At 70.8% G+C, this 26,416-nt stretch carries 26 protein-coding genes; 20 read left to right on the top strand and 6 right to left on the bottom strand.

All coding sequences use genetic code 11. The features are described 5' to 3' along the window. Positions 1–75 precede the first annotated feature (75 nt). Complete coding sequence (locus J4573_RS24475) at positions 76–1,413, bottom strand: TrpB-like pyridoxal phosphate-dependent enzyme (protein ID WP_208258170.1); 1,338 nt, start codon at positions 1,411–1,413, stop codon at positions 76–78. Beyond that, positions 1,410–1,820: a flavin reductase family protein gene (locus J4573_RS24470; protein WP_208258169.1), complete on the bottom strand. Its 411-nt coding sequence runs from the start codon at positions 1,818–1,820 to the stop codon at positions 1,410–1,412. The genes J4573_RS24475 and J4573_RS24470 overlap by 4 nt, the downstream gene beginning before the upstream one ends. Before the next feature lie 372 nt (positions 1,821–2,192). On the opposite strand from J4573_RS24470, the gene J4573_RS24465 reads away from it, so the two are divergent. The 15 genes from J4573_RS24465 to J4573_RS24395 all read left to right on the top strand — a co-directional run bounded on the left by J4573_RS24465 (position 2,193) and on the right by J4573_RS24395 (position 16,666). Continuing rightward, positions 2,193–3,161 carry a hypothetical protein gene (locus J4573_RS24465; protein ID WP_208258168.1) on the top strand — a complete coding sequence of 323 codons (969 nt, stop codon included), beginning with the start codon at positions 2,193–2,195 and terminating at the stop codon, positions 3,159–3,161. 100 nt (positions 3,162–3,261) lie between these two features. Further along, positions 3,262–3,531, top strand: coding sequence for an acyl carrier protein (locus J4573_RS24460; RefSeq protein WP_208258167.1), 270 nt, complete (start codon positions 3,262–3,264; stop codon positions 3,529–3,531). A gap of 5 nt (positions 3,532–3,536) precedes the next feature. Further along, complete coding sequence (locus J4573_RS24455; protein WP_208258166.1) at positions 3,537–5,039, top strand: class I adenylate-forming enzyme family protein; 1,503 nt, start codon at positions 3,537–3,539, stop codon at positions 5,037–5,039. Positions 5,040–5,196: 157 nt separating this feature from the next. Beyond that, entirely contained in the window at positions 5,197–6,495 is a 1,299-nt protein-coding gene (locus J4573_RS24450) for a type III PLP-dependent enzyme domain-containing protein (RefSeq protein ID WP_208258165.1), read from the top strand. Between the two features lie 3 nt (positions 6,496–6,498). Then, positions 6,499–6,750, top strand: coding sequence for an acyl carrier protein (locus J4573_RS24445; RefSeq protein WP_208258164.1), 252 nt, complete (start codon positions 6,499–6,501; stop codon positions 6,748–6,750). Next, positions 6,747–7,931 (top strand): acyl-CoA dehydrogenase family protein, encoded by a 1,185-nt coding sequence (locus J4573_RS24440; RefSeq protein WP_208258163.1) that lies wholly within the window; start codon positions 6,747–6,749, stop codon positions 7,929–7,931. Before J4573_RS24445 ends, J4573_RS24440 begins: the two co-directional genes overlap by 4 nt. Further along, positions 7,924–9,102, top strand: a complete 1,179-nt coding sequence (locus J4573_RS24435) for an acyl-CoA dehydrogenase family protein (protein WP_208258162.1) — start codon at positions 7,924–7,926, stop codon at positions 9,100–9,102. The genes J4573_RS24440 and J4573_RS24435 overlap by 8 nt, the downstream gene beginning before the upstream one ends. Then, the gene (locus J4573_RS24430) at positions 9,099–9,779 is read left to right on the top strand and encodes a 4'-phosphopantetheinyl transferase family protein (protein WP_208258161.1); all 681 of its coding nucleotides are present in this window, start codon (positions 9,099–9,101) and stop codon (positions 9,777–9,779) included. Before J4573_RS24435 ends, J4573_RS24430 begins: the two co-directional genes overlap by 4 nt. Further along, complete coding sequence (locus J4573_RS24425) at positions 9,776–10,768, top strand: hypothetical protein (RefSeq protein ID WP_208258160.1); 993 nt, start codon at positions 9,776–9,778, stop codon at positions 10,766–10,768. The genes J4573_RS24430 and J4573_RS24425 overlap by 4 nt, the downstream gene beginning before the upstream one ends. Further along, positions 10,765–12,408: an amino acid adenylation domain-containing protein gene (locus J4573_RS24420; protein ID WP_208258159.1), complete on the top strand. Its 1,644-nt coding sequence runs from the start codon at positions 10,765–10,767 to the stop codon at positions 12,406–12,408. Before J4573_RS24425 ends, J4573_RS24420 begins: the two co-directional genes overlap by 4 nt. Before the next feature lie 56 nt (positions 12,409–12,464). Beyond that, a complete protein-coding gene (locus tag J4573_RS24415; RefSeq protein WP_208258158.1) occupies positions 12,465–13,499 on the top strand; it encodes a DMT family transporter in 1,035 nt (344 codons plus the stop codon). Beyond that, a complete protein-coding gene (locus tag J4573_RS24410; RefSeq protein ID WP_208258157.1) occupies positions 13,496–14,785 on the top strand; it encodes a glutamate-5-semialdehyde dehydrogenase in 1,290 nt (429 codons plus the stop codon). Before J4573_RS24415 ends, J4573_RS24410 begins: the two co-directional genes overlap by 4 nt. Beyond that, positions 14,782–15,051 (top strand): acyl carrier protein, encoded by a 270-nt coding sequence (locus J4573_RS24405; protein ID WP_208258156.1) that lies wholly within the window; start codon positions 14,782–14,784, stop codon positions 15,049–15,051. Before J4573_RS24410 ends, J4573_RS24405 begins: the two co-directional genes overlap by 4 nt. Positions 15,052–15,056: 5 nt before the next feature. Beyond that, positions 15,057–15,356 (top strand): NIPSNAP family protein, encoded by a 300-nt coding sequence (locus J4573_RS24400; protein WP_208258155.1) that lies wholly within the window; start codon positions 15,057–15,059, stop codon positions 15,354–15,356. Between the two features lie 11 nt (positions 15,357–15,367). Continuing rightward, complete coding sequence (locus J4573_RS24395; RefSeq protein WP_208258154.1) at positions 15,368–16,666, top strand: amidase; 1,299 nt, start codon at positions 15,368–15,370, stop codon at positions 16,664–16,666. Here the strand turns inward: J4573_RS24395 and J4573_RS24390 are convergent. Further along, positions 16,653–17,501 (bottom strand): hypothetical protein, encoded by an 849-nt coding sequence (locus J4573_RS24390; protein WP_208258153.1) that lies wholly within the window; start codon positions 17,499–17,501, stop codon positions 16,653–16,655. The two genes, J4573_RS24395 and J4573_RS24390, sit on opposite strands and share 14 nt — an antisense overlap. 135 nt (positions 17,502–17,636) lie before the next feature. Between J4573_RS24390 and hisN the strand changes: the two genes are divergently transcribed. From hisN to J4573_RS24375, 3 genes are all read left to right on the top strand, one after another. After that, positions 17,637–18,440, top strand: a complete 804-nt coding sequence (hisN, locus tag J4573_RS24385) for a histidinol-phosphatase (protein WP_208258152.1) — start codon at positions 17,637–17,639, stop codon at positions 18,438–18,440. Positions 18,441–18,551: 111 nt separating this feature from the next. Beyond that, the gene (locus J4573_RS24380) at positions 18,552–18,743 is read left to right on the top strand and encodes a tail-anchor membrane protein (RefSeq protein ID WP_208258151.1); all 192 of its coding nucleotides are present in this window, start codon (positions 18,552–18,554) and stop codon (positions 18,741–18,743) included. An 80-nt stretch (positions 18,744–18,823) separates the two neighbouring features. After that, positions 18,824–19,705: an LLM class F420-dependent oxidoreductase gene (locus J4573_RS24375; protein WP_208258150.1), complete on the top strand. Its 882-nt coding sequence runs from the start codon at positions 18,824–18,826 to the stop codon at positions 19,703–19,705. Positions 19,706–21,093: 1,388 nt separating this feature from the next. Here J4573_RS24375 and J4573_RS24370 read toward each other — a convergent pair. Beyond that, positions 21,094–22,356 carry an HNH endonuclease signature motif containing protein gene (locus tag J4573_RS24370; protein WP_208258149.1) on the bottom strand — a complete coding sequence of 421 codons (1,263 nt, stop codon included), beginning with the start codon at positions 22,354–22,356 and terminating at the stop codon, positions 21,094–21,096. Positions 22,357–22,941: 585 nt separating this feature from the next. Between J4573_RS24370 and lhgD the strand changes: the two genes are divergently transcribed. Then, a complete protein-coding gene (gene lhgD / locus J4573_RS24365) occupies positions 22,942–24,132 on the top strand; it encodes an L-2-hydroxyglutarate dehydrogenase (protein ID WP_307796845.1) in 1,191 nt (396 codons plus the stop codon). On the opposite strand, the gene J4573_RS24360 is transcribed toward lhgD, so the two are convergent. After that, positions 24,111–24,566 carry a MarR family winged helix-turn-helix transcriptional regulator gene (locus J4573_RS24360; RefSeq protein ID WP_208258148.1) on the bottom strand — a complete coding sequence of 152 codons (456 nt, stop codon included), beginning with the start codon at positions 24,564–24,566 and terminating at the stop codon, positions 24,111–24,113. The genes lhgD and J4573_RS24360 overlap by 22 nt on opposite strands. A gap of 60 nt (positions 24,567–24,626) precedes the next feature. Between J4573_RS24360 and J4573_RS24355 the strand changes: the two genes are divergently transcribed. After that, complete coding sequence (locus tag J4573_RS24355; RefSeq protein WP_208258147.1) at positions 24,627–25,433, top strand: SDR family oxidoreductase; 807 nt, start codon at positions 24,627–24,629, stop codon at positions 25,431–25,433. Between the two features lie 33 nt (positions 25,434–25,466). Here the strand turns inward: J4573_RS24355 and J4573_RS55465 are convergent, their stop codons facing one another. Continuing rightward, positions 25,467–26,156: a DUF4232 domain-containing protein gene (locus tag J4573_RS55465; protein ID WP_279575571.1), complete on the bottom strand. Its 690-nt coding sequence runs from the start codon at positions 26,154–26,156 to the stop codon at positions 25,467–25,469. Between the last annotated feature and the right edge of the window lie 260 nt (positions 26,157–26,416).

Below are 26,416 nucleotides of genomic sequence, written 5' to 3'. Positions count from 1 at the left end.
TCATGCCGAAATCAACCCATTCGGATGGCCGTGTTAGGCGACCCTTCATCAACGCGTAGTAACAGAGGAAACTCGTCAGGTGATTTCGTCGTCGTCCGGTGCCCGGCCGGCCAACTGATCATCCAGGTAAGCCCGGTAGGCGTCGCCGTCGTAATGGCCGTGGTCCGAAAGGCAGAACACCACCGGCCGTTCGGCCTGCTCGGGCCTGCACGCCAGTTCGCAGGCCGCGTGGACGGCATAGGCCGCCTCCGCCGAAGGCAGATGCCCTTCGGTGCGCAGAAGCAGCCGCGCGCTGTCGAACACCGGCTTCTCGTCGTAGGCCTCCGGCTGAAGCATCCCCTGCGCGTGCAGGGCGCTGAACAGCTTGGGCGCGGCGTGGTAGCGCATGCCCTCGGCCTGGATGGGGGCGCCCGCGAAGGCGCTGCCGAGCGTGTACATCTTCGCCTGCGAGCCATGGCCCGCACGGTCGCGCGCGTCGTAGCGGTAGTGGCCGCGGGTCAGCACCGGGTACGAGCTGGACTCCACCGGCACGATCGTCGCGTCGTGGCCTTCCGCGAGGAACGGCAGGCCGAGCCCGCCGACGTTCTTGCCGCCGCCGAGGTAGCCGATCAGGACCGGCGCCTGGTCCTCCCCCGCCGCGGCCAGCTGATCGCGCGCCTCAGCGCCGATGACCGTCGAGTGCAGGATGGCGAACGGCTCGCTGCCGCCCAGGATCCAGCGCCCGCCCTCGGTCCGTCCCGCCCGTTCCATGGCCTCGCTCATCACGTCGCTGAGCGAGGTCGAACGATCGTCGCGTGTGTGGGACGCCGGCTGTTCGTGGGGCCGTGTGTGGGACGCCGGCTGTTCGTGGGGCGCCGACTGCTTGTGAGGCGCCGACTGCGCGCCGCGCAGGACCTCGGCACCGAGCAGCTCCATGGCCGCGCGCCGTCCGGGCTTGCGGTCGTAGCTGCCCGGCACCATGTGCACCACGCACTGGAGGTCGAACCGCGCTGCCGCCGCCGCGACGGCGGTCCCCCACTGGCCGGCCGCCGAGCTCGTGACGAGCGTCCGCACGCCCGCCTCGGCGTAGTAGTAGGCCTGGGCCAGCGCGGTGAGGAACTTGTGCGAGCCCGCCACGTTCCCCGCCTCGTACTTCATGTAGATCCGCGCGGACGTGCCCAGCGCGGCCTCGAGACGGCGAAGCCGGATCAGCGGCGTCGGCCGCCACTCCCGGTACGCCTCCTGAACGGGCCCGGGGATGTCCACCCACGGCTTCAGCGGCATGTTCTGGCGTACCAGCGCCTTGGGAACGGCCGCCGACAGCCCGCCCTTGGTGTTCGGGGTACGGTCGGCGGCGCGCTCCTCGGGGAGCTCGATGCCGCGTTCGGCCAGCACGTTGTACCAGCGCGTGGGCACGGGGATCGCGCTCGTCATCGGTAGGCCCCCTTGAAGAAGGCCAGCGGCTCCTCGTCACACAGCCGCCCGGCCGAACGGACCCGGCCGACGAGAATGCGATGGTCGCCAGCGGTCACCGCGTCGTCCAGCTCGCAGTCCACATAGGCCAGTGCCTCGCGCAGAATGGGCGCCCCGGTCGCGGCCGAGGCTACCTCGACCCCACTGAAACGATCACAGTCGGAATCGCAGAAGCGCCGCGAGACCTCTTCCTGGCCGCGGCTCAGAATGTTCACCGCGAAGGATTTCGACTGCTCGATTTCGGCCGCCGTCTCCGAGTCGTTCCCGGCGCAGAACAGCACGAGCGGCGGGTTCATGGACACGCTGGTGAACGAGTTGACGGTGAACCCGGCGAAGCCGTCCTCGGTCGCGGTCGTGATGACGGTCACTCCGGTGACGAACGACCCGAGGACGTCTCGCAGGTATCGGTCACCCACCGCTCTGTTCTCCGGTCTGATCTCGGTTCGCACGGAATCTGCTCCCTCCCGAATTGATATGCGCATGCGATTCGTATGCGCCGCGTCGACCCCAGTGTCGCCGCGCGTTCCGCGCTCAACAGCGGTTGTCACGTTGATGTCAGGCGGGCGATGGCAGGAAGGTGACGCGGCCATTCCGAGCGGCGCGCATCGGGTTTCTCTGGGAAGCGATCGACGTGAACGACCCGACCAGACGTGAACGACCCGACCAGGCGACCAGCCGACGACCCGACCAGCTGACCAGCCGACTACCCGATGACCGACGAACCCGACGCAGGAGCAATCGTGATCGAAGACCCGGTACGGACCGCGTCCCGGGACGCCGGTGGCGTCCACGCGTCCGTGATGGACTGCATCCAGGTCAACCTGGGGGTGCTCGCCGACCGCTTCCACGGGGCCGACACCCACCTGAGGCTCGGCGCACCGCTCCGGTTCGACCTCCGCCCGCTGGACGAGGCGCCGGACGCGCTGCCCACGGTCGAGCCGACGCTCGCCCGCCGCCTTGAGGAGGGCGGCGCGCTGCTGGGCCTCGCCGTTCAGGAACGCGCGGACGGCCGGCTCGCCGACGGACCGCTGTACGTCGTGGCGGACGCCCACGCGCTGCCGTGGTGCCCCTACTTCGAGCAGCAGCACATGGAGCACAGTTTCCTCGTCCTGGACGAGGACGATCCGGCGCGCGCCACGGTCATCGACGCCTACCACAACGACACCGAGTGGGGCCCGGCCCGTCCCGGCTGGCACTCCTACCCGCGCGACGAACTCGCGGCGACGATCGCAGCCGCCGGGCCGCGCGTCTTCCAGGTCGAGCCCTGCACGCCCGCCGCCCCGCCGAGCCTCGAAGCCAACCACGGGCACCTGTCCAGCGACGAGACCGCCGCCGCGCGCGAACGGTACGTCCAGGCCTACCGGGACCATCCCGACCCCAAGGTCTCCGTCGAACGCCTGACGCTCGAAACGTGGCTGCTCGCCCGTTCACGGGCCCTGCACGCCCGCTGGCTGAACGCCGCGCCGGGCACCGTCGCAGCCGCAAACACCGCCGCAAGCACTGCCGCAAGCACCGCCGCAAGCACTGCCGCAAGCACTGCCGCGCCCGGTGAGGCGCTCGAACACGCCCAGGACTGGGCCGGGCTCGCCGAACAGGTCTATGTGGGGCTCCGCCGCGTCCGCCGCGACCGGCCCGTGCCCGATCTCTACGGCCCCCTGGCCGACCTGCTCGACAAGGACGCCCGGCTCGCCGCCCACGCGGCCGCCTGAGCCGCCTGACCCGACCGGCCTGTCCGGCCTATCCGGTCTGACCGGCCTATCCGGTCTGCCCGGTCTGCCCACCCACGACCATCCACTGGAGGAACATCCGATGCCCGCTGTCCAGGACACAGTGATCGACACCGCCGCGGAGGTGCTCGCGGTCGACCGCGAGCAGCTTCAGGCCGCGGGGACGTTGAAGGAGCTGCCCACGTTCAGCTCGTTCCGCGTCGTCGACATCGTCGAGCGGCTGGAGGAGAGCCTCGGCGTGGAGATCGCCCCCGCCGACCTGACCCCGGAGAACCTGCATCACCTCGATGCGCTCTGCGAGCTGTTCACCCGCGGCGCGACCCGTTCCGCGACCGGCGTGAAGGCGGTGTGACGGCGATGACCGAGCTGCTGCACCACCTCGTCGACCAGGCCGCCGCCCGCGACGGCGACGCCCCGGCCGTGACGCAGGCCGACACGACCCTCACCTACGCCGAGCTGCGGGAGGCCGGTCTGCGGGCCGCCGCCGAGCTGGCCGGGAGGGGGCTGAGACGCGGTGACCGGCTGGTGGCCGCCGCCGTTCCCGACGTCCGCCTGCCCGCCCTGCTGTACGGGGCGTCCCGCATCGGCGTCGTCTTCTCGGTCGTGCACGAGCAGGTCCGCGGCTACGTGCTGCGCCACATCCTGACCGACTCCGAGCCCGGCCTGCTGGTCACCGAGGACGCCGAGGCCACCGAGCTCGCGGCGGACTGCGGCGTCCCGGCCTCCCGGCTCACGGGAACGGTCCCGACGTCCACCACGGCGGCGGCGTACGCGGCGGACGAGCCGCTCGCCTCCGACCCCGCCTGCCTCATCTACACCTCCGGCACGACGGCGCTCCCCAAGGCCGTGGTCTCCACGCACGCGCAGATGGTCTTCGCCGCCCGCGCGATCCAGGAACGGCTGGCCTACCGGGCCGACGACACCGTCTACTGCCCGCTTCCGCTGTCCTTCGACTACGGGCTCTACCAGCTCTTCCTCGGCGCGATCGCGGGCGCGCACGTCGTGCTCGGCAGCGCCGCCGAGGCGGGCCCGAGCCTGCTGGCCAACCTGCTGCGGAGCCGCGCGACCGTGCTGCCGGCGGTGCCGCCGGTGGCCGACGGGCTGCTCCGGCTGCTGCGCCGGGACGCCTCCCGCGTTCCGCCGCTGCGCCTGATGACCAACACCGGCGCCGCGATGCCGCAGCGCACGCTGGAGGGCCTGCGCGAGCTGCTGCCGGACCTGCGGATCCAGCTGATGTTCGGGCTGACCGAATGCAAGCGAGTCTCGATCATGGAGCCGGACGAGGACCTGCGCCGCCCCGGCGCGCTCGGCCGCCCGCTGCCCGGCACCGAGGCGTTCGCCGCCGACGAGGAGGGCCACCGCCTCCCGCCCGGCGAGACCGGCGAGCTCGTCATCCGCGGGCCGCACGTGATGGCGGGCTACTGGCGCCGTCCCGAGCTGAACGAGCAGCGCTTCCCGCGCCGCGAGGGCCTGTTCCCCGAACTGCGGACAGGCGACTACGGGCTCGTCGACCAGGACGGCTACCTGCACTTCGCGGGCCGCCGCGACGACGTCTACAAGCAGCAGGGCTTCCGGGTCAGCGCCGTCGAGGTCGAGTCGGCCGCCCGCAGGCTGCCCGGCGTGCTCGGCGCCGCCGTCCTCCCGCCGGACGTCTCCGGCGAGACCGAACGTCCTGAGGCCGTCCTGTTCGTCACCGGCGACGCCGCGCCCGACGAGGTCCTGCGCGGTCTGCGCGACGACCTGGAGGCGTTCAAGGTCCCGCGCCGCTGCCACACGGTGCCCGAACTGCCCGTGAACGCCAACGGCAAGACCGACAAGAAGGCCCTGTCCGCCGCCCTGGAGGAGGGAGTCCATGTCTGAGCAGGCTGTGTCTGAACAAGCTGTGTCTGAACAGGCTGTGTCTGAACAAGCTGTGTCTGAACAGGCTGTGTCCGAACAGACCGTGTCCGAACAGACCGTGTCCGAACAGACCGTGTCCGAACAGACCGTGTCCGAACAGACCGTGTCTGAACAAGCCGTGTCGGAACAGACCCTCACAGAGCCGTCCGCCATGGAGGAGATCACCGCCGACGAGATCGCGGCGGCGGGAACGCCCGCCTACGCCTACGACCTGGCCGAGCTCGACGCCTCGCACGCGCTGCTGACGTCGTTCCTGCCGCAGCCGAGCGAGCTCTACTACTCGCTGAAGGCCAACCCGCATCCGGCGATCGTCCGCCGCCTGCACGCGCTCGGCTGCGAGGCCGAGGTGACCTCCGGCGGCGAGCTCGCCTCGGCCTTCGAGGCGGGCGTGACTCCCGAGGAGATCCTCTACACCGGCCCCGGCAAGCGGGACGAGGACATCGACCACGCGCTCGCCGAGGGCGTACGGAGGTTCTCGGTCGACTCGGCCGAAGGCATGCGGCAGCTCGACGACATCGCCGGGAGCCGCGGCGTGCGGGTGCGTGCGCTGCTGCGCGTCAATCCCGAACGGCCCATCCCCGGCGTCGGGCTGGCGATGACCGGCGCGCCATCGCAGTTCGGCGCGGACCTGCGCTGGATCGAGGCCGAGCCGGAGCACTTCCGCGGCCACGCCAACGTCGAGGTCGAGGGCCTGCACCTCTACCTGGCCACCAACCTGCACGACGAGGACACGCTGACCGATCAGTTCGCGGTGGCGATCGACGCGGCCGTCCGCGTTCAGCGCAGGCTCGGCATACCGCTGCGCACGCTGGACCTCGGCGGCGGCTTCGGCGCCCCGTACGCGCGCGAAGGCGAGCTGCCCTCCTTCCCGACTCTGGCCGAACGGCTGAAGCAGCTGATCGGCGAGGCCTTCCCCGACTGGCAGTCGGGACGGCCGCGGATCGCGTTCGAGTCCGGCCGGTTCCTGACCGCCACGTGCGGGCGCCTGATCACCCGTGTGCTGGACGTCAAGGAGTCGCAGGGCCGGCAGATCGTCGTCTGCGAGTCCGGCATCAACCACCTGGGCGGCATGGCCGGGCTGCGCCGGGTTCCGCCGATCCGTCCCGACGTCACCACGCCGCAGGACGACGGCGAGGCCACCGACGCGATGGTCAGCGGCCCGCTGTGCACGCCCCTGGACACCTGGGCGCGCCAGGCCGAGGTGCCCGCCGGGCTGCGGCGCGGCGACCTGGCCGTGGTCCGCAACGTCGGGGCGTACGGCCTGTCCGCCAGCCTCGCGCTCTTCCTGGGCCACCCGCTGCCCGACGAGGTCGTCACCGACGGCCCGCACGTGCTCGAACGCGGCCGCCTGGAAATCCACCGCACCCACACACCCAGAACCCCGACTCCCGATCCCGCCCCCACCACCAGGAGGTAAGTCATGGAAGCCCAGTTCGCCACGCTCATCCGCCCGTACCTGCGGTTCCTGCCTGAAGGAGAGGAGGTCAAGCCCGACTCGCGCCTGCGAGACCTGGGCCTGGACTCGATGCAGGCCATCGAGCTGCTCTTCGACATCGAGGACAGCTACCAGGTGACGCTGCCGGACGAGCGGCTGAACGACCAGACCTTCGAGACCGCCGACAGCCTCTGGCGCGCGGTCGACGACGAGCGCGGCCCGGGAGGCCCGTCATGAGCCTGCTGAACGCACCGGACGTCGAGCAGGTCCTGCCGGACGTCCTGGAGGTCGTACGTGAGCACGCCGTACCGGCCGACGAGGCCGCGGAGTTCCCGGTCGCGGCGCTGGACGCGCTGCGCCGCAGCGGGCTGCTCGGCCTGCTGGTCCCGGCCGAGCACGGCGGCCTCGGCGGCACCGTCCGCGACATGCTGCACGTGAGCGACCGGCTGTCCCGCGAGTGCATGTCCGTCGGGATGATCTACGCGATGCACTGCCAGCAGGTCGCCACGCTCGTCGAGTACGCGGGCGAGGAACTGCGCGCGACGCTGCTGCCGCGCATCGCCAAGGGCGAGATCTACGTCGCCTCCGTCACCACCGAGCCGGGCAAGGGCGGCCATCTGCTGACGTCGGAGTCGCCGCTGGCGGGCGACGGCGAATGGCTGCACCTGGACCGGATGGCCCCGATCGTGACCGGCGGCGCGCACGCCGACGGGTTCCTGATCACCATGCTGGCGCCCGGCGCGGACTCGCCCGGGCAGGTGTCGCTGGTCTACGCCGACCGCGACCAGCTCGACCTCACCGCCCTCGGCGGCTGGGACCCGCTCGGCATGCGCGCCACGCACAGCCTGCCGATGAAGATCGTCGGTGACGTTCCGGCGAACCAGGTGGTCGGCCCGCACGGCGAGTTCCGCGACATCAGCACGCGCGTCTTCGCGCCGCTCGCGCATCTCGGCTGGGCGACCTGCTGGCTCGGCACCGCCGCCGGCGCGCTGAGCCGCACGCTGCGGCTGCTGCGTTCGCCCGAGGAACGCAAGAAGCGCGACCTCCAGTCGGAGCTGCTGCGCGTACGCCTGTCGCGGATCCGGCAGCGGCTCGACACCGTTCACGCGCTCATCGAGCACGGCCTGACCCAGTACCTCGGCCAGGCCGACGGCACCGCGGCCGTGGACCTGTCGGCGCCGCCGGTCCAGCTCCTGCTGAACGCCGTGAAACTCACCGCGTCGCAAGAATGCCACGCGGCGGTGGACGACCTGGTCGAACTGATCGGCATGCGCCACGGCTACCTGCGCAACTCGGAGCTGGCGCTGGAACGGGCCCTGCGCGACCTGCGCTCGGCACCGCTCAACTACGCCAACGAACGCCTGGAACTGGCCGACGGCGCGCTGACCCTGATGGACTCGGAGGTGCGCCTTGCCTGACGTTCCTTCGCCTGATGCCACCGCCCTGTGGAAACAGCTAGGCGACGACGGCGAACTCCGCGCTCTGTACGAGGGCCCCGGGGTCTCCAAGGCCCTAGGCCTGGACCCGTTCGCCCTGCGCGAGCTGCTGGCCGCGCTCGACGCCGAACACGGCCTGGGCACAACGCTCAGCGTCTGCGTCCAGATCGCCAGCGCACTCCCCGTGCTAGTCGGCCAGCGCAGCCGCACTGGCCCCGCTAGTCACGCCGGCCCCGCTAGTCACGCCGGTCGCGCCGGCCCCGCCGGCCCCGCTGGGCCCGCCAGGTCTGGTGAGCCCGCCGGGTCCGCCGAGCCCTCCAGCCCCGCGGCCCGCGTCGCCGAACAGGCCTTGGACGGCCGCGCGGTCGTGGCGTTCGCGGCCACCGACGTGGGCGCGGCGGGTTCGGATCTGACCGCGCTCACCACCAAGGTCGATCTGGAGGGCGACGCTGTACGGCTGAACGGCGGGAAGCGGTGGATCGTCAACGCCACCACCGCCGACCACGCCGTGGTGCTGGCCCGGCACAAGCCGGGCGATCACTTCACCAGCTTCACCCTGCTGCTCGTCCCGGCCGACGCGGACGGCGTCAAGGCCGCGCCCTCGCCGACCCGGTTCTTCGCCGGGTCGGGCGTCGGCGACCTGTCGTTCGACGACGTGCGCCTGGACCGCTCGCACGTGATCGGGCGCCCGGGCCAGGGGCTGGCAGAGTTCGCGCGGCGGATGTCGGGTGAACGGCTGGCCAGCGGCCTGTGGGCGTCCGCGCTGTGCCGCCGTGCCCTGGCCGACCTCCACGCACGCCTCACCGCCCGCGGCCTGCGCGAACACCCGCTGTGGGAGAACGGCTCGGTCCGGCAGCGCTTCGCCCGCGCCCTCCTGGAACAGCGGCGGCTGGACGCCCTGTGCGTCGCGCTCTGCGACGCGGGCGATCCCAGTCCCGCGCAGGCCATGCTCGTCAAGGCTGCGGGGGCGGAGACGGTCGGGCTGGTGCTGGACGCGTGCGCCCAGCTCTCCGGCGCCGACGGCTTCGCGGCCGGTGGCCCCCAGGAACTGCGCGCCGAGGCCGCCATGTTCGGCATCGCCGGCGGCACGACCGAGACGATGCTCGACGGCATCGCCGACCACGCCCCCGAGCTTCTGGGGAGTGCGTCATGAACGGCGCGATCACCGTGGACATCGCCGATGGCGTGCGGATCGCGTTCGCGCGTACGGCCGACGTGCTTCCCGGCGCGCCTGCCGACGAGCACCGAGCGGGGCGGGCGCTCCTCGACGATCTCCTGACCCGTACGGCAGGACCTCGGCTGGCGGGCGCGCGGGTCGCCACGGAACGCAACGGACGCCCGTACCTGCCCGCTCACCCCGGGATCGGCGTGACCATCTCGCACAGCGGCCCGTACGTCGCGGCCGGGGTCGGGCTCGGTCTGCGGGTCGGCGTGGACGCCGAGGTTCCGGCGCCCGTCTCCCCCGGCCTGCGCGAACGCTGCTGCTCCACCGCGTCGCTGAACGAGCTGGAACGCCTGCCGGACGAGCGGGCGCAACGCGAGTTCGTCCGCATCTGGACCGTGCAGGAGGCCTGTGTGAAGGGCGCCGGGCTCGGGCTCGCGGGCGCGCCCTGGCGGATTCCGGTCGAGGTCGGGCAGCACCGCGGGCACTGGAACGGCTTCGCCTGGCGCAGCCTGCCAGACCGCTTCCCGATCCCGGTCTCCTGCGCCTTCGAGTCCCCGCACGCGTCCACCCCGCACGCATCCACCCCGCACGCATCAATCCCGCACGCATCAATCCCGCACGGGTCCTCGCACGAGTCCTCATATCTCAAGGAGGGAGCGCCATGAGCGGCGGACTGAGCTGCTACACCGGCAACCTCGTCGCCTACCTCGAACGACACGAACCCGATCCCGCGGAGCGGGTGGCGCGCTCGATCCGCGTCGCCGTCCGTACCGACGCGCCCGGCGGCGGCCTGGCCATCTCGCACCATGCCCAGCCGTTGCAGCGCCTGCCCGATGGCGGCGGCGAGCTGCGCTACCAGGGCGCAGCCGACCGGGCCACCGCGCTGCGCGAGATCGAGGCCGAGCTCGACGCGCACCAGCAGGCCCTCGTGGTCGCCGACAGCGCACTGCTGCCCTGGTCGGCCGCCCCCGACCCCGACTCCGCCCCCGACGCCGCCCCCGACGCCGACTCCGACGCCGGCGCGCCGCACTACCTGCTGGTGAACGATCGCAAGAGCGGCTACTGGCACGTCATCGACCGATTCGCCGCGCTGCTGCCGGGCGGCGGCGAGCAGCAGCCGTTCGGCGGCTGGCTGACCGATGAGGAGTTCGCCTGGCTGCTGCGCCCGCTGGACCCGCTGCCGCTCCAGCAGCGACGCCGGAACGAGCACGCGTTCGGATTCCCGGTGCCGATCCCGCCGGACGGCCGCTACCAGTGGCTCGCTCGCGTCCCGGATCAGGAGGGTCCCGCCGTTCTGCCCGGGCAGTGGTTGACCGACCCGTCTGAGGCGCTGGACCACCTTGGCCAGAACGTCGCCGAAGAGCTGCTGGAGGACATCTGGGCCGTCGCCCAGCACCACATCTTCCGCTACGGCCACTTGGCCGATGATCTCGACGGCGCGGACGAGGCGCTCGCCGCCTGGGGCGAACTGCCCCGCGCGGTCCGCTTCGCCCACGAGTCGGCCAAGCGCGGCCGGTCTCGTGACTCGCTGCTGAAGGCCGCGTTCGACCGGCTGGCCCGGATCGAGGACGACCTGCGCGAGCCGCTGGCCGCCCGCGGCTACGGCGTCGAGCACTCCGACCAGATGATCACTTCGAAGGGAGAGGAGACATGACCGAGCGAACCCTCTACCAGTGGTTCGCGGACGCCGCCGCCCGGCATCCGGAGCAGACCGCGCTGGAGGCCGGTGGCGAGCGGCTCACCTATCGCGAGCTTGAGGAGGCGGCCGGTCGCCTGGCCGCGACGATGATCGAACGGCGCGGGAGCCGCCCGAGCTGGGTGGGCCTCGCCGCCGAACGCAGCGCGCTCACCTACACCGGCTACCTCGCCGCGCTCCGGCTGGGCGCGACCGTCGTTCCGCTGAATCCCGCGTTCCCCGAGGAACGCAACCTGACCATCGCCCGTTCGGCGGCCCTGGACGTCCTGATCAGCGGTGACGAGCCGCCCGAGCCCCTGCGCGACGGCCCCTGGACGATCGTGCGCGGCGCGTCCGACACCGGCACGCAGCCGCCCGCCCCCGCTCCCGCCCCCGCTCCCGCACCCGCCGCCGACCCGAACCCGGTCGCATACGTGCTGTTCACGTCCGGGTCGACAGGGGTTCCAAAGGGCGTCCCAATCGAGCACCGCAACGTGTCGTCCTATCTCGCCTACAACATCGAGCGATACGACGCCGGCCCCGGATGCCGCTTCTCGCAGACGTTCGACCTGACCTTCGACCCGTCGGTCTTCGACATGTTCGTGGCGTGGGGCTCGGGCTCGGCCCTGATCGTTCCGGCGCGGGACGACCTGGCCGACCCGGCGGGCTTCGTCCGCGACGGGCGGATCACGCACTGGTTCGCGGTGCCGTCGGTGGTGTCGCTGGCCAAGCGGATGCGGCGGCTGCCGCCCGAGAGCATGCCGGACCTGCGCTGGAGCCTGTTCGCGGGCGAGCAGCTCACCAGCCAGCAGGCCGCCGCCTGGCAGGCCGCCGCGCCGTCGAGCACGCTGGAGAACCTGTACGGACCGACCGAGCTGGCCATCACCTGCACCGGTCACCGCCCTCCCGCCGATCCCGGTTCCTGGCCGTCCACCCGCAACGGCACCGTCCCGATCGGCCGGGTGTATCCGCACCTCGAGCACGTGATCCTCGACGAGGACGGCATGCCGTCCGTCGAAGGCGAGCTGTGCGTACGCGGCGTCCAACGCTTCCCCGGCTACCTAGACCCCGCCGACAACAAGGGCCGCTTCCTCTCATACGAGCCCGCCTCGTACGAGCCCGCCTCGCACGGGCCCGCCTCGAACGAGCCCGCCTCGAACGAGCCCGGCGCGCCCGCGCGGGTGTACGACGGCGGCGAGCCGCTGAGCGACGCGCACTGGTATCGGACGGGCGACCGTGTCGAGGCCGCGCCGGACGGCGAACTTCTCCACCTCGGACGGCTCGACGGCCAGGTCAAGATCCATGGCTACCGGGTCGAGCTGGGCGAGATCGAGGCCGTACTGCGCGAGCACCCGGCCGTCGAGGACGCCGTCGCCCTCACCACCGGCGAGGGGGACGACACCGATTTGCGCGTCGCCTACACCGGCGACGAGGTGCCCGCGCCCGAGCTGATGCGGCTGAGCGGGCGGCGGCTGCCCTGGTACATGGTGCCGCGCGGTTTCACCCGCCTGCCTGAGTTCCCGCTCAATCCGAACGGCAAGGTCGACCGCCGCCGCCTGGCGGCCCTCTCCCCCTTCTCACCAGGCCTCTCACCAGGAAAAACATCCCCACGTGAATAGGCCCGGCTCACCGGGTACGACCTATGTAACGGTACGAACTGTTACAAGGAGGAGCAGTGACCACCGCCAAGATCCGATCCCTCGCCGCCCTCGCGCTTCCGGTCGTCTTCGTGCTGATCTGGAGCAGCGGCTATCTGGTCGGCTCCGTCGGCGCCAAGGCAGGGCCACCCCTGGGCCTGCTGGCGTGGCGGTTCCTGATCGCCGTCACCGTCCTCGGCCTGATCTCGCTGGCCACGCGGGCGCCGTGGCCCACCGAACCCCGCGTCTATCTGCATCTGCTGGCCATCGGCATCCTGCTGCAGACGGTCCAGTTCGCCATGCTCTACCTGGCGCTCGGCATGGGCGTCCCCGCAGGCCTCTCATCGTTGATCCTCAGCGCCTGCCCGCTGATCGTCGCCGCGGCCGCGGTGCCGCTGTTCTCCGAACGGCTCACCCGGATCCAGTGGATCGGACTGGCCCTGGGGCTGGTGGGCGTCGGCATCTCGCTGAGCGAGAAGCTCAGCGGCGGCGGCCACCTGGCCGGGTACGCGCTGGTCGGGCTGGCCCTGGTCGGCTTCGCCGCCGGGACGCTCTACCAGAAGAAGGTCGGCCTGAAGGTCGACCTGCGTACCGGGACCACGGTCCAGCTCGCCGGCGCGATGGTCACGACGATCCCGCTCGCGCTGGTGCACGGCGGGATGCACCTGCCGCTGACCTTCCCGGCGCTCGGCTCGCTCGCCTGGCTGGCGACGGTGAACTCGATCGGCAGCTTCACGCTGCTGTTCATCCTGCTGCGGATGCGGTCGGGTGGCGCGGCGACCAGCCTGCTGTACCTGGTGCCGCCGGTCACCGCGATCCTCGGTGTCCCGCTGCTCGGCCAGGCCGTGTCCTGGAGCGTCTTCGCCGGCATGGCCGTCTCGGGCATCGGCGTCGTCATGGTCCTGCGTTCCGGCCGCACCGAGCCCGACCAGGAAGCCAAGCCCGACCAGGAAGCCAAGCCCGAGCAGGGAGCCGGGCCCGACACCGAGTCCGCTCCGGCGACCACCGCCCACAGCCCGCATGTGGAACGCACGGAACCCGTACGCGACTACGCGAGGAGTGCGCACCGATGACCGACGAGATCCTCCGCCGCGCACGCGAGGCGCAGCGGTCCGCGCCGCCGGTGGGCGACAAGGCCTATCGAGCGTTCGTCCAGGCGGCGCGGGAACGCATGGACGCCCACTGGACCGAGCTCACCGAGGCGGGCGACCGCGACATCGCCCAAGCCCGCGAACGCGGCCTTTCCGAGGCGCTGATCGAACGGCTCCGGCTCACCGACCGCCACCGTTCGGCGCTGGAGAACGCCTTCGAGAGCGTCGGCGCCGCCCTCCCCCATCACCACGTCGCGGGCGAGAGCGTCCACGGCATGGGCGACGTTCGCGCGCACCGCGTGCTGCGTCCGCTCGGCGTGATCCTGATGATCTTCGAGGCGCGGGCCGAGATCACGCTGCGCAGCGCCGTGATGTGCGCCGCGACCGGCAACGCCGTGCTGCTGCGCGGCGGCTCGGAGATCGCCGAGACGAACAAGGCCGTCGGCGGCGTACTGCAGGCCGCGCTCGCCGACGCGGAACTGCCCGCCGGCCTGGTCACCATCCTCGACAGCGGCGACCGCCGGGAGCTGCGCGCGCTGCTGAAGCGCGACGACGAGATCGACGTCGTCATCCCGCGCGGCAGCCCGAGCCTGATCGAGACCTGCCGTACGACGTCCCGCATCCCGATGATCACGGGCGGCGGCGGCGCGAACCACCTCTACGTGCATCGCACCGCCGATCCGCGCGTCGCCGCCGAACTGACGCTGGACGGCAAGCTCCCAGACCCCGCAGCGTGCACCGCGCTGGAGACGGTCCTGGTGGACGAGGCAATCACTGACGCCTACCTCACCGCCCTGGGCGAGGCGGCGTCGGCCCCGGACGCCGAGCGCCTCACCCTGCGCGTCCCCGAAGACCTAGCCTCCCGCGCCCCATCGACCCTGCAAAAACGCCTCGATCCCGTCGGCCTGGGCCCGCACGACGACGGCCGGGAGTTCCTGGACCAGACCCTGGCGATCCGTACCGTCCCCGACCTCACCGCCGCGACCGACCACATCCGCCGCTTCGGATCGGGCCACACCGAGGGCGTGCTGACCAACGACGACGCGACGGCCGAGGCGTTCTGCGCCCGCGTGGACGCCGCCGCCATCGTCGTGAACGGTTCGCTGCGCCTGAACGACGCCCCGGCGATGGGCCTCGGCGCGGCCCTGGCCATCAGCACGGGACGCCTGCACGCCCGTGGCCCGGTCACGCTCGACACCCTCTTCACCCACAGCTGGATCGTCGAAGGCGCCAACACCAGCCGCTTCCGAAAGGAGACCTCACAATGACCGCGACCAACGACCAGACGGTGACCACCGCCGTCAAACGCCTGCTGATCGCCGAGTCGCGTCTCACCATGGACCCGGCGGAGCTGCGCGACGACGAACCGCTGAAGGGCGACGTGCTGAACGTCAGCTCGCTGGGCTTCGTCGGCATGTTCGTCCGTTTGGAGGACGAGCTGGACGTCGAGCTGCCCGACGACCTGTTCAACGGCCGCACGTTCACCACCGTGGACGACATGGTGGCCGTCGTCGCCGAGGCCACGGGGAGGTGACCGCCATGGTGACGTGCCGCATCGACTACGTCATCGACCCGCACAAGATCGACGACTTCCGGCGCTACGTGGCCGCCTGGCCACCGATCATCGAGCGCTGCGGTGGCGACCTCATCGGGTACTTCCTGCCGGGCGACGGCCCGAACAACCAGGCCATGGCCCTGCTCGACTTCACGTCGCTCGCCGAGTACGAGGCCTTCCGCGGCCGGCTAGCGGCCGACGAGGAGGCCAAGGCGACCAAGGCCGAGGCCGACCGGAACGGCTGCGTGCTCGTCGAGTCGCGCACGTTCCTCCGGCGGGCCTGAGGGGACCTCCCATGGACGGCCTGCACGTCTGGGCATGGCACCCGATCTCCCCCGAGGAGATCGAGCTCGCCGGGCCGCTCGCCGGATTCCTCCTGGCGGTCAAGGACGTCATCGACGTGGCAGGCATGCCCACCCGGGCCGGGTCGCCGCTCACCGCCGCCGACCCGGCCTGGGAGGACGCCCCGGCCATAGCCCGCCTGCGCGCGGCCGGAGCGGAGATCCTGGGCAAGTCCCAGTGCACCGAGTGGGCGCTGAACGATCCCGCTCCCACCCTCAACCCATGGGATCCCCGCCGCACCCCGGGCGGATCGAGCGCCGGATCGGCCGTCGCCGTCGCGACCGGCCTCTGCACGGCCTCCGTGGACACCCAGACCGCAGGCGACATCGTCCGCCCAGCCGCCTACAACGGCGTCACAGGCCTCAAGCCCACCTACGGCTGGGCGCCCACCCAAGGCAGCCGCGCAGTGGCGCCGAGCATCGACACCCTCGGCGTCATAGCCCGCGACGTCACCGACGCCGCCGCAGTAGCCAGAGCCATGGCCGACCACCCCGCCAGATTCATCCTCCCCCCGCACACAGCACCCCCACACACTCGGCCCCCGGGCGCCGCGGCTCCGCAATCCGCGACTCCGGGCGCCACAGCTCCGGGCGCCACAGCTCCGGACGCAGCAGCACAGCACGCTGCGGCTCCGCACTCTTTGGCTCTGCTCGCCGCGCCGCGTATTGGGGTGCTGAGGGATCCGTTCTGTGACGACGTCGGGCCGGCGGTGCGGGCGGGGCTCGCCGACGCGGTGCGCCGGTTCGCCGAGGCGGGCGCCGAGGTCGTCGAGGTCATGGCCTCGGTGGATCTGGCGGCGGTGCACGCTGCGCATCGCGTCATCACGTTCGCCGAATGCGCGCTTCAGCACGCGCGCCGCTTTCGCGCACACGCGGGCGACTACGGGCCTCGCGCACGTGAGCTGATCGAGCGTGGCCTGGCGACGTCCGCGCTCGCCTACCTGGACGCCGACCGGGTCCGCCGCGACGCTGCCGCGAGCCTGGCCGCGCTGCTGGACGGCGTGGACGTGCTGCTGGTCCCGGCGACGCCCGAGCCCGCGCCGCCGCGCGCGACGACCGGTGACTCGCGGCTTCAGATCCCGTGGACCCTGTGCGGATTCCCGACGCTGGTCCTGCCGTCGGGCATGAGCGACGGCCTGCCGCTCGCCGTTCAGCTCGTCGGCGCCATGAACGCCGAGGCGACCCTGCTGGCGGCCGGGTTGTGGTGCGAGAGCGCGCTCGACGTCATCGCGCCGTCGCTCAGCCCTTGCTGAGCTGCTCGAACAGCACCTCGGCCCGCGCCTCCGCCTCGTTCAGCACCTTGACGTGCTCGGGAGCCAGATCCTCGACGCAGCGCGTCATCGCGGTCGTGACCTGGCTGAACGCGGTCTCCTCGGCACCGCGCAGCGCGGCCCGTACGCTCGCCGAACGCGCCCCGAGCGCGGACCACTCCAGCTCCAGCCGCGCCACCGCCTCGTCGAAAATCCGCGACGTCTCGGCGCCGGCCTCTTGGAGCTCCTGCGGAATCTCCCCGCGGCCAGCCTTGCGCGCCCGCGACGACAGGGCCGAAATCCTGCTGGCCAGGTTGAGCCCCTCGCGGGCAAGCGGCAGTACCTCGTGAATGAGGTCGGTCACCGCCTTCGCCAGCTCCTCGACCCGCGTGAGGAGGGTCTGTGTGGCCTCTTCCAAGGCCGACGACGTCCGTGAGGCCACGCGCTTGGCGACGTCCTCCTGCTGCCGGGTGAGCGCGGGCAGCACGTCGTTCTCCAGCCGTTCGCGCAACTGCCGTACGAGAACGGGGTCGTCCTCGCCCGCGCGCTGGATCCAGGCGGACCAGATCCGGTTGATCCGTTCCTCCCCGGACGCGGCGATCTCACTGGCGATCTCGTCGAGCGCCTCGCCCGCGCGCGCCTTCAGTCGCTCTACGCGGCCGTAGAGCGCCTCGCGGCGGAACGGGTCGTTCAGCTCGTTCAGCAGCGCCTGCAACCGGCGTGACACGTCGATCGCGTGTTCGGCGAGCGGAACGAGCCGGTCGGCCAGCTCCTCGAGCGTTTGCGCCCGGCGTGGGTCGGTCAGCTCGGCAACCCACCCGGGAAGGTCCTGGGCCATGGTCCCAATGCTGCCACTCACCGGGCCCCAGAGTTGGTCACAACGGCTCGGTGTCGCCCAGACGGCCGGTGACGGGGCGTATTCGGGACGGTAAGTGTGTCGGCGCACGCCGTGATCACGGTAGCGTTGCACGCCGTGGCAGGCTATTCCGATGACCTGCGTCTCGCCCACGTGCTGGCGGACGCGGCCGACGACATCACGACCAAAAGGTTCAAGGCGCTCGATCTCGCCATCGAGACCAAGCCTGACCTGACCCCGGTCAGTGATGCCGACCGCAGCGTGGAGGAGCAGATCCGCGGCACGCTGAAGCGCGCCCGGCCGCGCGACGCGGTCCTCGGGGAGGAGTACGGCCGGACCGGCTATGGCGCCCGCTGCTGGGTCATCGACCCGATCGACGCCACCAAGAACTTCGTCCGCGGCGTACCCGTCTGGGCCACGCTGATCGCGCTGATGGAGGCCGACGAGGTCGTGGTCGGCCTGGTCTCGGCTCCCGCGCTCAACCGCCGCTGGTGGGCCGCGCGCGGCGGCGGCGCCTGGACCGGCCGGAGCCTGTCACGGGCCAGCCGCCTCCAGGTCTCCTCGGTCGCGGAGCTGTCGGACGCGTCCCTGTCGTTCTCCAGCCTGAGCGGCTGGGAGAAGCAGGGGCGGCTGGAACGCTTCCTGGACCTCAGCCGCGGCGTCTGGCGGACCAGGGGGTTCGGGGACTTCTGGTCGCACATGATGGTCGCCGAGGGCGCCGTGGACATCTCCACCGAGCCCGAGGTGTCGCTATGGGACCTGGCCGCCCTCCAGGTGATCGTCGAGGAGGCCGGCGGCATGTTCACCGACCTGTCCGGCGTGCCCGGCCCGGACGGCGGCAGCGTCGTCTGCACCAACGGCCTCCTGCACGCCGAGGTCCTGCGCACCCTAGGCGGCGGCCAGCTGTCCCTCCGCATCTGATCCCCGGACGGCGTCCGATCTTGGACACTCCCCGACTCGCGATATATCGTGGAACCGGCAGCGGTGCGCAGCCGTTTAATCAGTGAGTGGGCGGCCGTACGGAGGTAGAAGATGTCGACCCAGACCAAGCTCGTCATCGGCGGAGTCGTCGTTGGCTTCCTCACGCTGTTCATCTTTCCCTGGTGGCTGAGCGCGCTGATCATCCTGGGCGTCCTCGGCGCCCCGGCGGTCGCGTACCTCATGCTCGACCCGTCCCAGCGCAAGCGCGTGCGCGCCCAGGGCCGCAAGCGCCTCGGCAGCTGATCGCCTAACGGCCGCGCTCCTCGCAACTCCCCCGGTCGCCCCGCCAGTATGGGCGGGTGACGATCGGGGGACGTCTTGGAGTGGCCGCCGCACAGTACGGACCGCACATCGGTGCGGTCCGTTCCTTTGCCGAGGCCGCCGAGGAGATCGGGTTCGACAGCCTGTGGGTGGGCGACCGCCTGCTCATGCCCGACGACCCGACCGACCTCTACGGCGGCGTGGCCCCTTGGCCCGAGGCGTACGGCACATTCCTCGACCCGCTGATCACCCTGGCGACCGCCGCCGCCCACACCGACCGCATCCGCCTGGGCACCAACGTCCTCATAGCGCCCCTGCACACCCCCGTCCGCCTGGCCCGTTCACTGGCCTCCCTGGACGTCCTGAGCGGCGGCCGCCTAACCGTCGGCCTAGGCGTCGGCTGGTCCCGCCAGGAATACGCCGCCGCCGGAGTCCCCTGGTCCGAACGAGGCGCCCGCCTGGACGAGACCCTCGACGTCCTCGAATCCGTCTGGAGCGACGGCCCCGCCGAACACACCGGTCGCTTCTGGCAAATCGACCGCTCACGCATGGACCCCAAACCCCTCCAGCGCCCCGGCCCGCCCATCTACCTGGCCGGTTTCGCAGGCGCGGCCCTAGAACGCGTAGGACGCCGCGCCGCCGGCTGGCTCCCCGCAGGCCTCCCGATCCCCCACATGGGCCAGATCTGGCAAGGCATCCGTCGCCACGCATCCCAAGAGATGATCGTGCGCGCCAACGTCCACCTCACCGAAACCGCCCTCCCCACCGCGAACCGCTTCCCCTTCACCGGCAGCCGAGCCCAGGTAGTGGCCGACATCCACGCCGCCTACGAGGCAGGCGCTGCCGAGGTCTTCATAGACCTCCAGCAGACCTGCTCCGATCCCAAACACCTCCTGGACGAGGCAGCCCTGATCCACCAAGCGGTCCGCCAACCGACTGTGTGAGCAGAGCGGCATCGGTCATCGGTCTCCCCTTCCGTCGCGGTTGTTGCCCGGCTGCGGGGTTGGTGCTGGCTGAAGGCCGAAAAGCTCGCCGACGAGGAAGGCGGGGCGCGGTCCTGGTCGTCGGTCGGGTGCGGGTGTGTGTGCGGGCGGATGCAGGTGCGGGCGGGTGCAGGTGCGGGCGGGTGCAGGTGCGGGCGGGTGCAGGTGCGGGCGGGTGCAAGTGCGGGCGGGTGTGCGGGGCTGGGGTTCGTGCCTGATAGCGCGCTTCGCGCGGATTGAGCGGCAACGGTCACCCCTTCCGCTGCGGTCGGCGCCCGGCTGCCGGATGGGTGTTGGTTGAAGGCCGAAAAGCTCAGCGACGAAGAGAGTGGGTGGGCGGCTTGGGTTGCTGCTCGGCTGCAGGCCGCCACAAGGTTGGGGTTCAAGCCTGGAAGCGCGCTTCGCGCGGAATGAGCGGCAGCGGTCGACCCTTCTGCTGCGGTCGCTGCCCGGCTGCCGGGTGGGTGATGGCTGAGGGCCACAAGGCTTGGCGACGAGGAAGGTAGGGGTGGGGCCGGGGGTTGTTGTTCGGCTGGGAGCCGCCACGGGCTGAGGTTCAGACCGGTAGCGCGCTGCGCGCGGGTTAGCGGCAGCGGTCACCCCTTCCGTCGCGGTCAGCGCCCGACCGTCGGGTGAGTGATGGCTGAAGGCCGAAGAGCTCAGCGGCGAAGAAGGAGGGAGCGTGGCTGGGGGTGCGCTGGTCGGCTGCGGGTCACCACGAGGTTGGGGTTCAAGCCCGCAAGCGCGCTTCGCGCGGATTGAGCGGCAACGGTCACCGCTTCCGTCACGGTCGCCGCCCGCCTGCGGGTGGGTGATGGTTAAAGGCCGAAAAGCTCGCCGACGAGGAAGGAGGGGGCGGGGGCTCTGGTTGTCGGTCGAGTGCGGGTAGGCGCAGGGCTGGGGTTCGTGCCTGGTAGCGCGCTCCGCGCGGAATGAGCGGCAACGGTCACCCCTTCCGTCACGGTCGCCGCCCGCCTGCGGGTGGGTGATGGTTAAAGGCCGAAAAGCTCGCCGACGAGGAAGGTGGGGCGGGGGCTCTGGTTGTCGGTCGAGTGCGGGTAGGCGCGGGGCTGGGGTTCGTGCCTGGTAGCGCGCTTCGCGCGGAATGAGCGGCAACGGTCACCCCTTCCGTCGCGGTCACTGCCCGGCTGCCGGATGAACGATGGCTAGAGGCCGAAGAGCTCAGCGACGAGGAAGGAGAGGGGCAGGCTGGGGGTGGGCTGTTCGGGTGCGGGTCTCACGGGGCTGGGGTTCGGACTTTGGGCCGCGCTTCGCGCGGGAAGGCGTCCAGGTCAGGGGCGAGGGTGGGCGTGCCTGTAGCCCGGAGCGGGTGAGGCTCCGGGCCTTGGTCAGGCAGCTAGAGGTTGATCGTCGCGCCAGGGGTTGGCGTCGTGTTCGGGGATCGATCTTCGCGCCCGTGCGATCCCATCCGGCGCCAACGTCCGATAAACGAACCGGCCGTCGCTCTTACTGATCTGCATCTGCTGCGGGTTGGTGTGTTTCCACCGGTTGTGCCACCCGCAGCACAGCGTCAGCTTGTCGATGTCGGTCGGGCTTCCCAGCGCCCACCCGTCGACGTGGTCGACCTCGCACAGGAAACCCGGCACCTCACACCCGTGCACCGCGCACGTGTCATACAGGGTCTCCAGGACGCGGCGTTGGCCAGCGCTGGCGATCCGGACCGTGTGGCCCAGATACAGGGGCACGTGTCCGCGTCCGAAGATCAGGGGTGAGACACCGGCGGTCAACGCCAACCGGCGGACCTGCTCGGCCGGAATCAACGTGCCGTCCCGCAGTCGCCCGGGCACATCGGCACCGGTCAGCGTCTCCAGGTCAGCGATCACCGTCACCCGCGTCGCACCATGGCCACCAGCCAGCACCGAAGTGAGAGCAGCGGCGGTCCGCTCACCCAAATCACGACGGTCATCGACCCCGGCAGGCTTGGCCAACGGCGCCAACGTCCCATCCAGGATCGCGGTGTCCTCAGGGTTGAGCCACCCCTTCAGATAGCAACCCCCATCCAGCGACCGGCTCACCGTCACCCAGGACCGCTCATAACCCCGCTGCACATCCTCGGGCGGCTTCTCCTCACCGTTGTACTCACGCACCAGGTCATGAATCTTCCCGCCGAGCTTGGCGACCTTCCCCGCCGACAAACCCTCGCATGCGGCGGTGAGAAGAATGTCCTCGGCCGCTGCGGTGTCATCGTCATTGAGACGCTGCACAGCGTCAGCAATGGTGGCCGCGTAACCGAACGACAGCTCACCAGCGGCCAGGCCTGTGCGGACACGGCCGAGCCGGTGAAGTTGCCGAGCCAGCGTGATGCGCTCTTTGGCGCGGCCTTCGCGCATGCCCATCCGGCAGCGCAGCCAGGCCTGGGTGGAGGGCAGGCCCCAGTGCTTCATCTCGCCCGTCCGGTCGACGACCGCGATCAGCCCGGCCAGCACGTGCTCGGCCTGATCGGTGACGGTGGCCAGCGCTTCGGCCAATTCCATGCAGGCCGTGCCGGACTCGGGCGCGGGTCGATTGATGAGCTCAGAGAGAATGACGGATGCCGCTTCCACCAACTGCCGGATGGAAGCGGATTCGGTGCCCGCCACGATCGAACTCATACCGTTATTTTACCATCACTCTCCGCCATTTTCATGATCGAATAGAAATATTCGAAGATTCTTTCGATGGCGCCTTTCCGCGCGAAGCGCGGCTATCAAAGCTTGTAGTCCAGCCCCGTGAGACCTGCACCCGAACAACCCAGCCCCCGGCCCCGCCCCTTCCTTCCTCGTCGCCGAGTTTTTCGGCCTTCAACCAGCACCCACCCCGGCAGCCGGACAGCGGCCGAAACGGAAGGGGTGACCGATGCCGCCCATTCCGCGCGAAGCGCGCTAAGGGTTCGAACATAAGCAGCCACTCCACCTCGCAGCCGAACAGCAACCCCAGCTGCCCACTCACCCTTCTCGTCGCCGAGCTTTTTGGCCTTTAGCCACCACCAACCCGCAGCCGGGCGCCCAGCCCCAGCGGAAGGGGTGACCGATGCCGCAAGGGCCGCAGACCGCAGGGCGCAGGGCGCAGGGCGCAGGGCGCAGACCGCAGACCGCTAGCCGCAGACCGCACAGTCGACCGACCGACAACACCCCGAACCTCGACCCCGCCCCGCTCTCTGCTCGGCCAGGGTCCAGGTCCGCGGTTAGCATCGGCGGGTGACTCGTATCGGTGTGGTGGGCGCGGGGATCCTGGGGCTTGCGGTGGCGCGGCGGCTGGCGGAGGTGCGGCCGGACGACTCGGTCACCGTTCTGGAGAAGGAAGACCGGGTCGCGGCGCATCAGACCGGGCACAACAGCGGGGTCGCGCATGCGGGGCTCTATTACGCGCCCGGCTCGCTGAAGGCGACGCTGTGCCGGCGCGGGATCGGGCTGTTGAAGGACTACTGCGGCGAGCGCGGGCTGCCGTTCGACGAGTGCGGGAAGGTGGTCGTCGCGCGCGACGAGTCGGAGCTCGGTGCGTTGGCGGAGATCGAACGGCGCGCGACGGAGAACGGAGTGCCGGGTCTGCGGCGGTTGTCGGCGGCCGGGTTGCGTGAGGTCGAGCCGCACGCGGCGGGGGTCGCCGCGTTGCATTCGCCGCATACGGCGATCGTGGACTTTCCGGCGGTGGCGCGGGCGTACGCCGATGACGTGCGCAAGGCGGGCGGCACGATCAAGCTGGGGTTCGAGGTCACGCGGTTGCTGCGGGCGGGCGACAAGGTCGTGGTGAACGGGGAGGTCTTCGATCGGCTGATCGTGTGCGCCGGGTTGCAGTCGGACCGGGTCGCTCGGCTGGCCGGGGATTCTCCGGCGCCTGCGATCGTGCCGTTTCGCGGTGAGTATTACCGGCTCGTTCCGGCGCGGACGGAGCTGGTTCGCGGGCTGATCTATCCGGTGCCGGATCCGCGCTATCCGTTCCTCGGAGTGCACTTCACGCGGCGGGTCGACGGTGGTGTGGACATCGGGCCGAACGCGGTGCTGGCGCTTGCCAGGGAGGGGTATCGGCGGCGCGACTTCCGGGCCGGTGACCTCTGGGAGACGTTGGCTTGGCCGGGCTTCCGGCACCTTGCGCGGCAGCATTGGCGTACGGGCCTGAAGGAGATGTACGGGTCGGCCGTGAAGCGCGCGTTTCTGGCGGAGGCGCAGGCGTTCGTGCCCGAGTTGGCGGCGGCCGACATGGTGCCCGCGCCTGCGGGAGTGCGTGCGCAGGCGGTGGATCCGGACGGCTCGCTGGTGGACGACTTCCGGATCGGGACGCTCGGGCCGATCACCACGGTGCGGAACGCGCCTTCGCCTGCGGCCACCTCGTCGCTGGCCATCGCCGAGTACGTGGTCGAACGGGTCTTTCAGTCGCCCGCCAGTTCCTGAGTCGCGGTCTGGCCGGCCTCGGCGACCTTCTCCAGGAAGCCCGCGATGACCTTGAGTTGCTCGTCGTCGTAGGTCACGCAGATCTGCTCGACTGAGGCGTTCATCCCGGCGAAGTGGCCGTAGAGCTCGCGGTTGCGGTCGTTCAGCGCCTTGATCTGAACGGCCCGGCGGTCCTGCGGGTCGCGTTCGCGGGCGATCCAGCCGCCCTTCTCCAGGCGGTCGAGGATGCCGGTCATCGTCGCCGGGTGCAGGCCCGCGCGCTTGGCCAGGGCGCTCGGGCCCAGCGGACCGTGCGTGGCGACGATGTCGAGGCAGTCCAGATCGACGTCCTTGAGGGCCACGCGGGTGCTGACCTTCCTGTTGAGCAGGGCCAGCTGGAGACCGAGTTCGCGCAGGCCGGTCCTGATGCGCCGCCGAGATGTTACGGAAGTCATATTTTCTTTCTCTCAAATCAATATATTATGACTTCCATATCGTACAGAACGGAGAGCATCATGTACGTGGTCACCGGTGCGACCGGCAACGTCGGTCGCGAGATCGTGAACCTCCTGGCCGAGGCGTGCGAGAAGACGACGGCGGTCAGCCGCGATCCGGAGGCGTCGTTCCCTCCCGGAGTGGACGTCGCGACGCCTGCGGACCTGCCGCTGGGCGACGCGGAGGCGATCGTGATCTCGCTGCGCGCGGTCGGCGGCTCGCTGGAGGCGCTTCTCAGCCAGGCCGCCGGCGAAGGCGTGCGCCGCGCCGTACTGCTGTCGGCGATCACGGTGGAGTACGGCGGCGGGTACGCGCGGTTCGCGGAGGAGTTCAAGGCGGCCGAGTCGGCGGTACGCGCGTCAGGCCTGGACTGGACGTTCCTGCGCTGCTCCGACTTCGCGGCCAACTCGCTGGCGTGGGCGCCGCAGATCTCCGCGATGGGTGCCGTACGAGGGGCCTATGGGGAGGCGGCGACCTCACCCATTCACGAGAAGGACATCGCCGAAGTCGCCGTGCACGCTCTCCTGGATCCGCCGCCGTCGAACCGCGCCTTCGCGTTGACCGGGCCCGAGTCGCTGAGCCAACTGGACCGGGCACGCATCCTGGGAGTCCCGTTCATCGAGGTGAGCCCGAACCAAGTCCGCGATGCGATGCTCGCGCAGGGGCTTCCGGAGGACGTTCCCGATCGCATGTTGGGCTACCTGGCCGCCTGCCTGAAGGAGCCGGGCCCGAGCACGACCACCGTTCAAGAACTGCTCGGCCGGTCCCGCACGTTCGCCGAGTGGGCGGAGGACCACGCCGGGTCTTTCACGCCGAACGCGGCGTAGGCCGGTAGCCCACGCCGTGATCGGTGATGCTCGCTAGGAGGGGAAGACGACGCCCTGGCTGCTCGGCTGGAACGTGCCGGCGGTGACGCTGTGGCTGCAGAGCTTGAGGCTCGGAACCTCCTGCGAGTGGCCGATGCCCTCGAGGTTGACCGGGGTGTTGGAGCGCTCGCCAGGAGGCGTCAGCACCAGGCCGCCGATCAGGTCGCCGTCGGAGCAGACGTTCCACTTCACGCCGGCGAATGCGGTGCGGCCGGGGCGCAGCGTGATGCTCGTCGCGGCGCCGGGGTGCTGGACGTAGACGGTCTTGGAGTCGCCGAGGAGCTCGTCGGCGGCGTTCTTCAGGCCGAAGCTCGGGTAGCCGTACAACGTGCAGGTGCGGCTGCCGTTGTTGGTCACGGTGAGCATCCAGCTCGCGACGCTGCCACCGGCGTTCTGCATGGTCAGTTCGGGGTGCAGAGCGGTCGTGGTGCAACGGTTCGACGCTTTAACGGGGACATTATGGTTCCCCGAAGAATTTCCGTTACCGGCGCCATTACCCGACCCATTGCCGGACCCGTTGCCGGCGCCGTTTCCGCCGTTATTGGAGGTCGAGCCACCCTGCGCGGGCTGCGACGACCCGTTGCCCTGGCCTTCGCCGACGGAGGCGTTGCAGCCGGTCGCAGCGGTGGCGAGAACGGCAGCGCCGACGGCCAGGATGCTGAGCTTCACTCGGTTCACGGTCATGGGAGTGGGTCACCTCTTCTGGTGCAGCGGGAGCGGGTTCATTGGTTATGACGGCACCCGGATGACCATTTGTTCGCCCCTATTTTCCCGCCGTGACCCAGATCACCTCAGAACCCTCACTCCAGATTCCGCCCCGGAGCTCCAACGAGCCACCCCGCGCACACCGGCCTCAACTGCTCAAACGCCGTTCACAGAGCGCGACCGAGCCAGGCCATCAGACTCACCCGGGACAGTTCCACAATCCCGCCATCAGGAGCCGG

Source organism: Actinomadura barringtoniae (assembly GCF_017573505.1).
Lineage (GTDB): Bacteria > Actinomycetota > Actinomycetes > Streptosporangiales > Streptosporangiaceae > Spirillospora > Spirillospora barringtoniae.
Note: the sequence above shows the minus strand (reverse complement) of the source record. Positions and strands in the feature narration are given on the sequence as shown.